The sequence below is a fragment of the Chroococcidiopsis sp. [FACHB-1243] genome, from assembly GCF_014696895.1.
Taxonomy (GTDB): domain Bacteria; phylum Cyanobacteriota; class Cyanobacteriia; order Cyanobacteriales; family Chroococcidiopsidaceae; genus Chroococcidiopsis.
In genome coordinates, this window is record NZ_JACJQX010000045.1 from 12800 (window position 1) to 26820 (window position 14021).

7 protein-coding genes and 4 pseudogenes are annotated in these 14021 nt (G+C 49.7%); 5 read left to right on the forward strand and 6 right to left on the reverse strand.

The annotated features are described in order from the left end of the window. Window positions 1-2: 2 nt before the first annotated feature. The 3 genes from H6G17_RS26310 to H6G17_RS26320 form a co-directional block, all read right to left on the reverse strand. Window positions 3-3626, reverse strand: a complete 3624-nt coding sequence (locus H6G17_RS26310; protein WP_192161529.1) for a PAS domain S-box protein — start codon at window positions 3624-3626, stop codon at window positions 3-5. Then, the gene (locus H6G17_RS26315; RefSeq protein ID WP_199317012.1) at window positions 3623-6721 is read right to left on the reverse strand and encodes an ATP-binding protein; all 3099 of its coding nucleotides are present in this window, start codon (window positions 6719-6721) and stop codon (window positions 3623-3625) included. Before H6G17_RS26315 ends, H6G17_RS26310 begins: the two co-directional genes overlap by 4 nt. A 107-nt stretch (window positions 6722-6828) precedes the next feature. After that, on the reverse strand, window positions 6829-7083 hold the full coding sequence (locus H6G17_RS26320; RefSeq protein ID WP_192161530.1) for a helix-turn-helix transcriptional regulator: 255 nt from the start codon (window positions 7081-7083) through the stop codon (window positions 6829-6831). A gap of 282 nt (window positions 7084-7365) precedes the next feature. On the opposite strand from H6G17_RS26320, the gene H6G17_RS26325 reads away from it, so the two are divergent. After that, the gene (locus tag H6G17_RS26325) at window positions 7366-8388 is read left to right on the forward strand and encodes a hypothetical protein (protein ID WP_192161531.1); all 1023 of its coding nucleotides are present in this window, start codon (window positions 7366-7368) and stop codon (window positions 8386-8388) included. Between the two features lie 125 nt (window positions 8389-8513). Here H6G17_RS26325 and H6G17_RS26330 read toward each other — a convergent pair whose 3' ends face one another. Further along, window positions 8514-10226: an HAD-IIB family hydrolase gene (locus tag H6G17_RS26330; protein ID WP_192161532.1), complete on the reverse strand. Its 1713-nt coding sequence runs from the start codon at window positions 10224-10226 to the stop codon at window positions 8514-8516. Between the two features lie 388 nt (window positions 10227-10614). Here H6G17_RS26330 and H6G17_RS26335 point away from each other — a divergent pair, with 388 nt between their 5' ends. Then, window positions 10615-11130 (forward strand): BON domain-containing protein, encoded by a 516-nt coding sequence (locus tag H6G17_RS26335; RefSeq protein ID WP_192161533.1) that lies wholly within the window; start codon window positions 10615-10617, stop codon window positions 11128-11130. A 15-nt stretch (window positions 11131-11145) separates the two neighbouring features. Continuing rightward, a pseudogene (locus tag H6G17_RS34835) lies at window positions 11146-11259 on the forward strand (NADH-quinone oxidoreductase subunit B); the annotation flags it as partial. A 145-nt stretch (window positions 11260-11404) separates the two neighbouring features. On the opposite strand, the pseudogene H6G17_RS26340 reads toward H6G17_RS34835, so the two are convergent. Together H6G17_RS26340 and H6G17_RS26345 are read right to left on the reverse strand one after the other, a co-directional pair. After that, window positions 11405-11647 (reverse strand): annotated as a pseudogene (locus tag H6G17_RS26340) (DUF1830 domain-containing protein); the annotation flags it as partial. 85 nt (window positions 11648-11732) lie between these two features. Next, window positions 11733-12101 (reverse strand): hypothetical protein, encoded by a 369-nt coding sequence (locus H6G17_RS26345; RefSeq protein WP_192161535.1) that lies wholly within the window; start codon window positions 12099-12101, stop codon window positions 11733-11735. 62 nt (window positions 12102-12163) lie between these two features. Between H6G17_RS26345 and H6G17_RS26350 the strand changes: the two are divergent. Both H6G17_RS26350 and H6G17_RS33610 read left to right on the forward strand, forming a co-directional pair. Beyond that, window positions 12164-13071 (forward strand): annotated as a pseudogene (locus tag H6G17_RS26350) (IS630 family transposase). Continuing rightward, a pseudogene (locus H6G17_RS33610) lies at window positions 13052-13860 on the forward strand (IS481 family transposase); the annotation flags it as partial. The pseudogenes H6G17_RS26350 and H6G17_RS33610, both read left to right, overlap by 20 nt. Between the last annotated feature and the right edge of the window lie 161 nt (window positions 13861-14021).

Consider the following 14021-nt stretch of genomic DNA (forward strand, 5'->3'; position numbering starts at 1 on the left):
AGTCATGCGTCTGTTTCCCGCCCACACAAACGAGCAACGGTTGTCACAATTTCTGCTGGCTCAACAGGCTTTGCCAGGTGGGATTGAAATCCAACTTGCAATGCTGAGGCGCGATCGAATTCTCCCGCATAGGCAGTTAGAGCAATGGCTGGAACTTGACTCGCTGGCGATCTCGTCCGAATTTGTTGCATCAACATATAGCCATCCATCTGAGGCATGCCAATATCGCTGACGATTAGGTGGGGAATAGACCGCTCGATCGCTTGCAGCGCTTCAATTCCCGATGAAGTACTGGTGACGATCGCACCTGCCTGTTCTAGAACAAAAGCAATAAAATCTCTTGAGTCTGGTTCATCATCTACTACTAGAATAGGGATGCCACTCAAATCGCCTGTCGTAGTAGCGGATTGTTCTAAAGCAGGCAGTTCGCTCGTTCGCGGTGCCAGCGGAATTTGCACGATAAACGTCGCTCCTTGTCCTTTGCCCTGGCTCTCGACGGCGACCGTTCCACCATGCAACTCAACAATTTGACGAGCGATCGCCAATCCTAATCCCAGTCCACCAAACTTGCGCGTGGTGGTTCCATCCTCCTGACGGAAATGTTCAAACACATAGGGCAGAAAGTCAGGTTTAATGCCAATGCCTGTATCAATGACTTGAATTTGAGCATTCGTTCCAGATTGAGCTAGGACAACTGTAATTTGCCCACCATGAGGCGTAAACTTCACGGCGTTGGATAATAGATTCCAAATCACTTGTTGCAAGCGTCCAGCATCCCCGATCGCTGCGCCAATATCTGGGGATAATGTGGTCTGAATTTGCAGCGACTTAGCTTGGGCGGCCAAACGAACGGTTTCTAAGGCAGATGAAATCACCATCCTTAAATCGACGGGTATCTGATTCAAGCTCAACTTACCGCGCAGAATGCGGGAGATATCGAGCAGGTCTTCAATCAGTTGTGACTGTAATTGGGCATTGCGCTCGATCGTGGCAAGCGCGTTCGCGGTTTTTGCCGCGTCTAGTTTTCCTTTTTGTAACAGTTTCGACCAGCCGAGAATGGGATTAAGCGGCGATCGCAACTCGTGCGACAGGACGGCTAAAAACTCATCCTTAATTCGATTTGCTGACTCTGCTGATTCCCGTGCGGCTTGTTCGCGGGCAAGGAGTTGTTCTCGCTCTTGCTCAGTTCGTTTGCGATCGGTGATATCTTTAAATACAATGGCAACTTTTCGGTCTTCCGGCTCTCCGGTACGACACGCATACACATCAAACCAACGATTCAGGACACTAGAGCCATTTTCAAATCGCACGGGTTTACCCGTTACAGCAACTCGACCGTAAATCTCAATCCAGTGATCTTCAAGATTCAACTGACGCGCTGTTTTACCGACGGCTTGTCGAATTCCAGTTTGTTGCTCAAAGACTGGGTTGATTTCTAAAAGGCGGTAGTCAATTGGTGTATCGGACTCGTCACACAACACTTCAACAATGCAAAAACCTTCATCGATCGACTCAAACAGTGTGCGATAGCGTTCTTCTGATTGACGTAGAGTAGCCTCAGCGCGGATATGATCGATGAAGTCCGCAGCCTGGCGCACGTACAGATCGAGACGGCGCAGGTCTTGCTCGCTCGGTCGATGCACCGCTCGCCAATGCGTCGAGAGCATCCCCAGTGGTGCGCCGTCTCGACCGACGAGCGGCGTAGATTGCACGGCGCGGTAACCAGCCGCACGAGCCACTGGACGGAGCGGGGCGTAGGGCACATCGGCCTCAACATCTTCGATGATGGTTCGCTTGCCAAAGCGCAGCGTCCTACCGCAGGCTGAGTCATCCGCCGTCGATACCTCGCGGAAGAAGTTGAGGAAGTCCTGTTGGAAACCGTGCTGGGCTGCGATGCGGAGTACACCCCGATCGGCATCCAGGAGCTGGATATTGCCCATATCTGCGCCGAGCAGTTCGATAGTGGCGACCAATATCTCATTGAGTCCCTCACTCAGGCTCAACCTGCGCCACAATCGCGAGCTTGCTTCATTCAGCCTGACGAGCGCGCTGGCTTCGGCTGCTAACCGAGCTTCGCTCTGGCGCACTGCCTCTTCAGCCCGTTTGCGATCGTGGATGTCAATCACGGAGCCGATGTAGCCCTTAAATTCACCGTCTGCCAAAACCCAGGGTTTTGCCGCATCAATGCACGTCCGATAGTATCCGTCTCGGTGGCGCAGGCGGTATTCCAGTTGAAAGGCTCGGGCGCGATCGTTGGCGGCAAGAAAAATGGCTTCGGAGGCGGCGCGATCGCCTGGATGGGTTGCATCAAGCCAACCAACCCCTAATCCGGTTGCCTCGGTCTGCCCTGTAAAGTCATACCAGCTTCGACTTAGATAAGTACAGTGCCCCGTGGCATCCGTCACCCAAACCATCATCGGAGCATTGTCTGCCATGTTGCGGAATCGCTCTTCACTTGCCTGGAGTTCGGCTTCTGCCGCTTTAATGTCGGTGACATCTACAGAACACCCAACGAAGCCGACAAAGGTGTTGTCGAGTCCAAAGTGCGGCTCTCCGACGTTCTGAAGCCACCGATACTCGCCGTCGTGTCGCAAAAATCGGCACTGGAATTCGTATCTCTCTTGTCGTGCAAACGCCACTCGGTAAGCTCCTACATAGGCGGCAGCATCATTTGGGTGCAAGAAGTTTGCCCAGCCCATGCCCTTTACACCGTCCAACGTCTGGGCAAAAAACTCTAGGTAGTGGCGGTTCACATACATAACACCCGTCTCGTCGGTCTGCCAGATCAGCACTGGGGAACTATCAGCCATATTGCGAAATCGGGCATTCGCATCCCGTGTGGCTGCTTCGGCTCGTTTACGATCGGTGATATTGGTAAACAGAACGGCAAACTTGTGTTCTTGCGGCTTACCAATGCGGAAGGCTTTGATATCGAACCACCGATTCATCGCTGCCGATTGATTTTCAATCCGCACGGGTTCGCTCGTCAGCACGACTTTACCGCAAACCTCAACCCAAAAATCTTCGAGAATCGGCACCAGTTCTCGCATCGTTCTACCCACTACTTGCTTGAGTCCCGTCATCTGTTCAAATGCTGGATTGATTTCGAGGAAACGGGAATCCATTGGTTTACCATTCTCGTCAAACAGCATTTCGCAGATGCAGAAGCCTTCGTCAATTGTCTCGAACAACGTGCGATACCGATACTCGCTTTCGCGTAGGGCAGCTTCTGACCGTTTGAGTTGGTGGCGTTCTTGGGCTTCTCGCCATGCCCGCTGCACCGATGGTACTAACCGCCCTAACCGTTGCTTCAGCACGTAGTCTGTGGCTCCACTTTTGAGCGTTTCGATCGCCAATTCCTCACCTAAACTGGCGGTGACAAAAATAAATGGAATGTCAGGACGCAGATTAAGGGTAATTTCCAGCGCCGAGATGCCATCAAAACTGGGCAATGCGTAATCTGCCAGAATCAGGTCAAACTCATCAGTTTCCAAGGCTGAAATAAACTCAGTACGAGTTTCCACCCTCAGCAGTTCGCAGTCAATGCCGCCATCCGTCAGCGTGACTTGAATGACATCTGCATCCAGTGGATTGTCTTCAAGCAAGAGAAACCGGAGTGCTATCATCGTTCTCCCTGCTGAAATTTAGGTAACGAAAAGTAGAACGTCGCGCCGCAATCGACTGCTCCCTCTGCCCAGGTGCGACCGCCATGACGATGAATAATTCGCCGGACATTGGCTAGCCCTACCCCTGTCCCTTCAAACTGCTCCTGGGAATGCAAGCGCTGGAAAATGCCGAACAATTTATTGAGGTATTTCATGTCAAACCCTGCGCCATTGTCCCGCACAAAGAAGACGACTTCACGATCGCCGTCAATACTGCCGATAATAATATCAGCTTCAGCGCGATCGCGAGTGTATTTAATCGCATTAGAGAGCAAGTTTTGCAGCACCAGTTGTAACATGGCAGGATCGCCTTGTACCTCCGGTAATGACGAAATCTGCCAGCGAACGATCCGTCCGAGCAGGTCGGGTTGAAGTTGCTGTTGCGCTTGTTGCACCAGTCGATCCATCTGGACGATTGTGAAGCGTATTTCAGCCCGTCCCATCCGCGAGAACTCCAGCAGGTCGTCAACCATTTTTCCGGTCTGTACGGCGGATTGGGCGATAATGTTTAAATATCGCAGACTGGTATCGTCCAGCGTTATTGGAGCGAGCTTTCTTTGCAGCAATTCGGCAAAACTGTTGATGTAGCGCAACGGCGTTCGCAAGTCATGGGACACCGAGTAGGAAAACGCCTCTAGTTCTTGGTTGAGTGTCTCAAGTTGCGCCGTGCGCTCTTTGACCCGGCGTTCCAGGCTTTCGTTAAGTTTTTGCACCTCTTGCATCACCTGTTCGCGGTAGGCTGCCTCTCGACGCATCTGCGCTAGTTTCAAGTTGGCATCCACCCGTGCTAACAGTTCGCGAGCCGAAAAGGGTTTGATCAGGTAGTCATCCGCCCCAGCTTCTAACCCCTCCACTCGCGATTCTTCTCCCGCACGGGCAGACAGCAGAACGATCGGGATATCTCTGGTTTTTGCATCGGCTCGCAACGATCGCAGCAACTCAAACCCATCCATTCCTGGCATCATCACATCCGTCAGCACTAGATCGGGTGTCCGTTCAGCGATCGCGTTCAGTGCTGCTAACCCGTCGTTTACAGCTTCCACTTCATAGTGCTGGTTCAACAGTCGCCTGAGATAGTCGCGCATGTCGGCGTTGTCATCGACCAGGAGGATACGAGCAGTTCTAGGCAGAGGGGCAGAGGGGCAGAGGGGCAGAGGAGAAATTAGGCTCTCTTGTTCCCCTGCTCCCCTGCTCCCCTGCTCCCCTGCTTCTTCAGGTAGCCAACGTAAGGCTTCTTCAACGTAGGAATTTGCCCCAATCGCCGTGGATGTTTGTATGGAAGGAACGCCAATGCGATCGAGGGGTAAATGAGCTACCCCTGTGGGAATGGTCACGGTAAACGCGGTACCTTTGTCAACCTGGCTCGTGACGGCGATCTTACCACCGTGCAGCTTGACGAGTTCTTGCACCAAGGACAAACCTATGCCCGATCCTTCAATGCTGCGTCCCCGCGCCCCTTTGACCCGATAAAATCGTTCAAACAGGTGAGGTAATGCTTCGGTTGGAATACCCGTGCCCGTGTCTCGTACCACTAATTCAACCGCGTTTTCTTTCGGTCTAATCGAAACAGCAATCTCACCCTCAAACGTAAATTTGAAGGCATTGGAGAGCAGATTGAGGACGATCTTTTCCCACATCTCTCGGTCTACGTAGACGGGTTCGGGCAGTGGTGGACGATCGACAATTAACTGCAAGCCTGCACTCTCGATCGCGGAACGAAATACACTTGCCAATTGAGCAGTGAAGGTTGATAAGTCAGTCGGCTCGTAATCCGCTTGAATGCGTCCAGCTTCAATCCGAGAAAAATCAAGTAGGGTATTGACTAGCTTCAGCAATCGCCGAGCATTCCGATATACGACCTTTATTCGTTCTTGCTGTTGATGTGGCAATGGCACGTTTGTATCTGCCAATGCCTCTTCGGTTGGACCCAGCATTAAAGTCAGAGGAGTCCGAAATTCATGACTGACATTGCTAAAGAAGGCGGTTTTGGCGCGATCGAGTTCTGCCAGTGCTGCACTTCGTGCCGCTTCGCTAACAGCTCGCTTGCGTTCGTCTTCGTAGGCGTGAGCGTTGCGAATTGAAATTGATATTTGACCGACAAACAGTTCGTAGAACGATCGATAGCCTTCGTCTAACGCTCGGTTCGGATTCACCCCAGCGACCAGCACGCCGAGTGTTGCCGCTTGCCCAGAGGAGGCGATTGGCATCACTAACGCCGAGCGAACTGGCTCATTCCACGGTCCACCCGTCAAGCTCTGATGGCGATCGATCGCTTCCACTAAAATAGTTTCGCCCGCTGCAACCCGTTCCAGAGACCAGATTTCGGGCGATCGAGCGGTCAAATCAATTGAGTGGGAGCAAATCGGTTCGCCAACCTCCAGCCCGACTGCCCCTTGTAGCGTTAGCGTGTTGCTTGCCGAGTCGCGAAGGTAAAGAAGCGCAAACGGAACATCCAACGGATGCGCTGCGATCGCCGCCATCAAATCCCGACAGGTTGACTCAACACTTCGCGTCTCGCCTGCCTTAGAAGCTAAGTCGCGCAGTAGCCGTAACCGTCGTTCGCCCAAAACTTGCTGAGTCACTTCGCTACAAACGGCGAGCATTCCCACGCTCTGCCCGAGATCGTCCTCGGCTGGCGCATGAGAAACACTGAAGTAAGACTCTTCGCGGTAGCCCGCTCGTTCCAAAACCAGCAAGAGCGCGGGTGTCCAGTTGGCGACACCCGTTTCCATGACGCGGTGAATCATGGGCCCTAGTGTGTCCCATGCCTCTGCCAGCGTGACTCGGATATCGATTCCCAAAGCGGCTGGATGTTTGTCGCCAATTAACTGAGCGTAGGCATCGTTGTAGAACTGCGTGAAGTCTTTTCCCCAGGTCAACACCATTGGGTAACTGGAGGCGAGCAGCATCTTGACTAGCGCCTTGAGGCTCTGCGACCAGTTGTGAGTCGCTCCCAATGGCGTTTGCGACCAATCGAAGGCGCGAATGCGATCGCCCATCTCACCACCGCCTGACAGCCAATCGGTGGCTGGGTTTGCATTGAATCGCTCAGCCATCACTGCCTCCTGAGTGCCGCTTTGCCGAACGCATCACTGCCCCCATCTCGCTACCACCAGCCAGCACATCTTTAGCAACTGCTGTCTTGACATCAGGGGGCACAATCTCAGCTCCCCTCAGACGGAAAGTATTTGGCGAGTAGGTCTTCACCGCGATCGCCCTCATAGTGCAGTATTGCTTCAATTTGTTTCAAGTCCAGCGGTAAGGGTTTTGTCCGCCCATTCTCCCATCGATTAACGCTTTGGAACGAAACCCCTATTTTGGTGGCAAATTTTGTTGTAAACTTGACCTGTGAGAGATCGAGACGCGCTTTTGTCTCTCGAACCAACTGGGCTAGTTTTGGCTGCTCTGTCACAGGCATAGAGTGTGGATACCTTCGATTTCTAGTATTGAGCAGACTACACCGCCTGCGATTATAACTATTGGAATATACCATGCGAGGTAGTTCTTTTGACCTCTATCCAAAGATACAAAAGTGGCTGCATTAAATTGTCGATGGATCGTCTAGTCTTCTTCACTGGAGAAAAGGTATAAGAGCGTGAGAGTGCATCGAGAAAATTGATTTGCAAAGTTCTCCTATACTCTATAACGTTATACTCTCTAATGAATTCTTTCTGCACTACAATGAAACGAAACAGACTTCGTGCGAAATATGCCAAGGGGAAAAAAGACAACGCAGCAGCCTTCCAGCGAATTGGCAGTTGTTGAAAACAAAAGCAGTGAAGCTCATCTGCTTTCACCAAATGCACAAGTACCAGAACCTCAAGAGGCTAACGCCCAAAGTGCCCCTTCTCCTGAGTTGGTGCAGATTGTCTCGGTTGAATCCGAGCTTGTCTCACATGAAGGATCTTCAGTCCCGCTTTCGGATGAAGAACGTACCCTGCTCGACGCGCTCGAACGGGAAGTGGAAGAGTCATTTTACATCGCAGCAAAAGCACTGTGGACGATTAACAAAAAAAGACTCTACCGAGAAACGCATCAAACTTTTGAAGACTACTGCCGCGATCGCTTCCAATTTACCCCCCGCCACCTTTACTATCAGATCAAAGCTGCCGAAGTGATCGAAAATCTCCAACAATCTGAACGGCTCGTTCAGATTTTGCCCTCCTCTGAATACCAGGTACGTCCCCTCTCCCGTCTAAAGGAACCAGAGCAGCAAATCGAAGCTTGGAAAAAGTCAGTAGAGAAAGCAGGAGGTCAAGCGCCCTCGCATGAAATAGTCAAACAAGCAGTGACCGAGCTATATGCCGTAGCGCCGTCAAAAAAAGCAGAACGAGCGCCTCATATTCTTTCAGGTGATGTCTGCCTGATTAAACGTAGCGACGACGAGCGGCTAGCAGGTCGTGTCGGTTATTGGGCTATGGTGCAAGAAGTCACCAATTCGAGCTGTACTATACAGCTCTACGACAGAACGGTAAGTGACGTGAGTGCCAACGCGCTCAGCCCTTGCGGGTATACGAAGAAAGATACTGAAGCTATGCAGAAGCTGGGCGAACGACTGAAGACTATTTACAATGCCCTAGATGACCTTGAGGAAATGGCATCTACAACCCTTGAATACTTTGGAAAACTCAAACGCCCAGCACTCAGCAGCCTAGAAAAGAAAATGCTCGCTACCCTTGAAAGGGAAGCGAGCAAACAGTTACCACACGAGCTAGCAGACTAGAAAGAAAGGGGGACGACAAGCAGCTAGTACCACTCGCGAAGACGACTCAGCTCTGAAAATGCGGGGCTGGTGCTGCAACAAACTCGGTCGCGAAACCCGCCCTACCCTTCGGGGTTGCGCTCTGTTTATGCGGGTAGAGTGTAACGTTGCTCGATTGCTGCTTTGATGCGATCGCGGCTTTCCTTAGCTGACAGCGATGGAATTGTTTCGATCTCGGCTGCTGACTCCGCCAAGGTTTCATCCTTAATTGCTTCCTGAAACCAGCGCGAGTAATCTTGCTGGTGCAGGTGGTACAGCCAGGTTTCATCGTCCACTCCCTCTGCTAACTGCACGAAAGTGATGAGATTTCGCACCCGCAAGTTTAGCTTTGCCTCCGCTCCTCGGAAGTAGAAGCTGTTATCGGCAACGAGTTCGCCTTCAGCGTAGTTTCGCTTGTGCCGACGATGCTCCATCTGGGGAGGTGCGATCCGAAAGCGGAAGGGTGTTTCCTCAGTTCCCCGACACCAAGCAACGGCTTCCCCCGCTTCCAGGTTCGATGGAATCGGCTGTGGCGGACGGCATCCTACCGTCTTGCAGAACGATGTAATGGTTTGTGTTGGCGACTGCCCGATCGCAATAATGGTATCCACTAGAGACAGAGCTGGAACCGCGACCCGATCTGGATGCACCGTAATCAACATCATGCCGTCTAGCGCCTGGGGCAGTGTCAGGGAAGCTGGGTTCCAGGAGGAAGGCAACATATGGTGTGCTTCATCCACCACCAGCCAGTGGGGGCGACCCGTCCGCGCTCGCATTTCAAGTAAGGAAGGCAACAGTCCGGCAAAGAACGAGGGACGTTCCTCCAACTTCACTCCCAGCAAATTGACGATCGAATTTTGGTTGGGCTGCTCTAGTAAGTCTAGTATCTGTGTCACGCTGGGTTCATGATGGCTATCTCCCAGTACGACTGCTCCGGCAAAACTTTCGTAGTCGCCTTCAGGATCGATAATGCAGAACTGGTAATCCTTTTGAGCCAATCGTTCCATTACGCCAATTGCCAAAGTCGATTTGCCACCACCAGAAATGCCAGCCAAGAGAATATTTTCGCCATAGGGTGCGAGATGCACTTCCCGATCGTTTTCCTGTATACCAAGCAGAATGTTGTGGCGTTCGAGTGGGGCAGCAATCTCCTGAAGATCGGAGGCAATCAGTTTGTCAATCAATTCGATGACTCCATCCCCCCGATTGCCCTGAGTCACCCAGTCCGCCCGCTCCTTGACCATTGGTAGCGCATTCGCTACGGCAACTGAGAACTCACAGAAATTGAGGAAGGCGCGATCGTTCTCGGCATCTCCCACCGCCACGACATTGTGGGGAGACAAGCCCATCCGGTTTAAGGCAGCTTCAACCCCAGTAGCCTTATTTACTCCCGAAGGTAAAACCATAACGGCACCTTTATTGAAGATAACCTGTAACTCCAACCCCAGCTCCCGAATGACTTCCAAGACACTTGTTTCGTGGGGTTCCCAAGTAGAAACGATCGCTCGCCCCACTCCCAGAGGAGTGACGTTGCGCTCTTGCAGTGCTTGGATGAAGGCTTCTGGAGGGCGATCGCCTAACAACTGCTCCTCTCGCGTGGCAGGGTAGTAGAGCAACACCCCATTCTCGGCTACGATGCAATCAAACCAGTCTACCTGGGAAAAGACATTGCAGAGGTCGTCAAGATGCCGCCCCGTAACTAGTAACAGTTTCCGCCCAGATTCCCGCAGCCGCTTCAATCCTGCCAAGGTAGCTTCGTTGACTTTACCATCCTTTGCCAAAGTGCCATCGTAGTCAGAGGCAAGTGCTAAATAGCGCATAGTGTTAAACGATTGCAATTCGTTGTAACTCGACTCAAAAGCCCAATCTGTAATATTTCACGATGACTTCAGATCGAGAATAAATCTTCAACCTAGAGACCGAGATCCAGTGAGAAGTGATTTGGGTCTCTGCCTGGAAAAATGTGTCTAATGATGCCTGAAGGTTCTTTGATTACTACATCGGCACGATCGTGCCATCCAGTTTTGCTCTAGTAAAGTCCTGCCTATCCAAATCTTAAACTGTTACATAATAAACTTATAGTAGTTAAATATTTCTAGCTATAGAAGGAAAGCAGTCTCTCACCTGCGAATGAACCAAATTTGCTTCTGAACTCATTAGCCTATAAGTGACAGTTTGGCTAACAGTGGAATTTAGGAGGTAAGGATTATGGCTCTAACTGAGATATTTATCTTGTCGTTTGTAACTGGGACGATCGCGATCGTCGGTCTGTTTCTAACCAAGCGCAACCGACTGTCCGCACCAGTAGTGCTGTTGCTAGCAATTGGAGTTTTTATTTGCACCAGTAGTCGTCCTGTATTAGCTGCTCCGCATTTTGCAGCACTCGGTGCAGATGACAACGCTCTGACTAAGGAGCAAAAAGCACTCGATGAAAACTTAAGGTCAAACCCAGAGGGGACACAATACACTGGGTTGGAGTCTGTGCCAAAAGACAGTTCCGGTAAGCAGTTAAATGATGTAGCAATCAAGGAGTTTATCCTATCTAATGTACGGGGCGATCTAGCTGTGGACGTTACAAATGGTTCGGTCATGCTGACTGGTCGAGTTGAGGATAAAAAAACTGCACGAGCTATTGTCGAGCAGATTAAACAGATTCCTAGCGTTCAAGAAATTTCTTTCAGTTTGGGACTGGAAAAGCCTACTGTAAAGCTGATGGCTGATTAGGATAAATATTGGAAGTTGCAGTCACCCACTCGTCAAGCACTACCGCAGGAATTGACAGAAGCGATCGCCATGCCAATGCTACCTGCTTTACAATCGGTGGCTCAGAAAGAGGAAGTAAATCGTGGCTGAAGAAGAATATAAACCTGTTCTTGCCTTTGAGTTCGCTTCGCCGCGATCGCTCTTTGCAGTAAATATTAGAGTTATGTTGGCAGCACGAACTAGCTTTATCGTTCTGATTGACGAGAAGAGTTACTGCTTTCTTTTCTTTTTAAACAACTCGAAGTTGAATACAAGGAATTTTATCGGACAGAGTGGAACTGATGGGTAAACCCGTATGAATCTCTAACCGAGCCTCTGGTTTAGCCTCAAACATAAAGCGTTGTCCTGGAAATACAACTCGCTCAAACCAGTTGCTAGCATCAGCGATTCTCAAAATTTGGCTCTGACTGGTCGCATTCATGTAGAAGCACAAAATCTTGGAGGATTGGGAGGTTTGAGAAGCTAATGTTCCGCTCATGAATAGCAAAGGGTTTTTGCAGTAAGGTAGCAGTATTCTTTTGCACCTTACCTCCTCCTGAGTGAGTAGAACTCGATCGGTAATACTAGTGATATTGACTACATTCGAGAGAAATTCCAGTAGTTAAAAAATCCAATCGATAGGCATAACGCAAAACTGACAACGGTGCGATCGCTCGATCAAATCGACTACCGTAGCCTTTGCAAGATCGGAATGCGTAGAATCGGGCAGCAAATGTTATAGCCGTCACTACCAAGGGAATCGCTAGCGGTACTTTCAGCAGCAGTAGAATGATGTTGTATTGCGTCTGTATTTGCAGAATGACGCTCGCATCTTCCAGTAAAAACTGTTCCTTTGGTAGATAGTTAAAACAAATAGTAGCAGTTAGGATTGCAGCTACTTTAGGGAGTGCTTTACTATTGCCTTGCTGTGGCTGAGAATGACGCAACGGCAAGCACTCGAAGTATAGTTTAGGACATAATGATAGAGGAGTGAACCAGTGAACCGGAGTAAATAATGCCTACCCCTTACAGCTATGACTTGAGAAAAAAAGTGATTGAGGCAATAGATGGAGGAATGGGAAAAACACGAGCTAGTAGAATTTTCGCGCATTAGTCGTAATACAATCAATTTGTGGCTGCACAAAAGAGAAGAAACAGGAGACTACCGAGCAGAAGATGGATATCAACGAGGTTATGGAGCAAAAATCTCCAATTTAGAAGAATTTAAGCAGTTTGCTCGAAAACATGGCAGTCAAACTCACGCATGAAATGGCTCAAGCATGGCAAGGAGAAATTAGTGACAAAACTATCGGCAAAGCTCGTGCATAAAATTGGATTTACTAGAAAAAAAAACTTACGGCTATCAAGAAAGAGACGAACACAAAAGACAAGAGTTTCTAACGAAAATTAGTCAAAAAAGCCGAGAAGAGCGAGTCTATATAGATGAATCAGGAATAGATAATCGTGACGACTATGGCTACGGCTGGAATGAGAGAGGACAGAGGTTTTTCGATTTAAAATCGGGAAAAAGAAGTATTAGAGTCAGTATTATTAGTGGTCTATGTCAAGGAAAACTGCTAGCTCCATTCAACGAGTGAAGGGTCTTGTAACCGTTCAGTTTTTGAGCAGTGGCTATCCGAAAAATTACTACCTACGTTAAAACCAGGACAAACTGTGATTTTGGATAATGCAACTTTTCATAAATCTGAAAAAATCCGAGAGTTAATCGCATCGGCAAACTGTGAACTGGAATACTTACCACCTTACTCGCCAGATTTAAATGAGATTGAGCATTACTGGTTCCCAATTAAAAACCGAGTGAGAAAGTCTCAAGGGTCGATTGAAGACTTTCGCTCGTCGAGTAGATACCTCTGTTCGTTTAGCGTCCTAAACTATATTTCGATTGCTATACAGCGTTGTTGATGACCGTAGTGGGATGTGCTATTAGGAATACCACTGCGTCTACGGCGAGAATGTTAAAGCCGCACTGCGGTTTCTCTTCAATGCGATGACAGCTAAGAGCAACACCAACTCACCATTTCAAGGCATCCCAGCCACAATCTATGCAGATAATGGTCCGATTTCCAAAAGCCAGGTCTTTCAAAATGTCTTGTCATGCTTAGGGATCGAATTGATGACTCATATGCCTAAAGGCAGTGATGGTCGGCGAGTGACCGCCCGTGCCAAAGGCAAAGTAGAAAGACCCTTTCGGACAGTCAAAGAAGCGCACGAAACGCTTTACCACTTCCACCAACCAGAAACAGAAGCTGAAGCGTTCCCTGTGGCTGCATCAATATTTGCTGAACTATAACGACCAGCCACATCGGTCAGAATCCCACTCACGACTAGAAGACTGGCTACAAAATATTCCCAAGGGTGGACTGCGTGCCACGTGCAGTTGGGAGCGGTTCTGTACCTTTGCCCGCGAACCCCAGCGCCGGAAAGTGGGCGGGGATGCCAGAGTCTCAGTTCTGGGAGTGGCTTATGAAGTAGATCCAGATTTGGCGGGTGAAACAGTAATTCTAGGCGTGGGGATTGTTTGATAACGAACTGTATGTAGAACGGGACGAGCAACGCTATGGACCATTCTATCCAGTTGATGGATCAATTCCCTTACACCGATATCGAAAGTTTAAGAAAAGCCGCACCCAGGAACGAGCCGACCGCATTGCGACTTTGGCTAGTCTACTAGATTTACCTCGGTCAGCCCTGGCGGGAAATAAGGACTTGCAGTTTGTCATAGACGAGCCACTCACTCCAACCTTGACGTTAACTCCTGACTTGTATTCTCATTTAATCTGGTCTGAAATTTATGATTTCGGTCTGGTGTCATTTAATCTGGTTTTATTCTCACTTAATCTGGTCTCAATCAC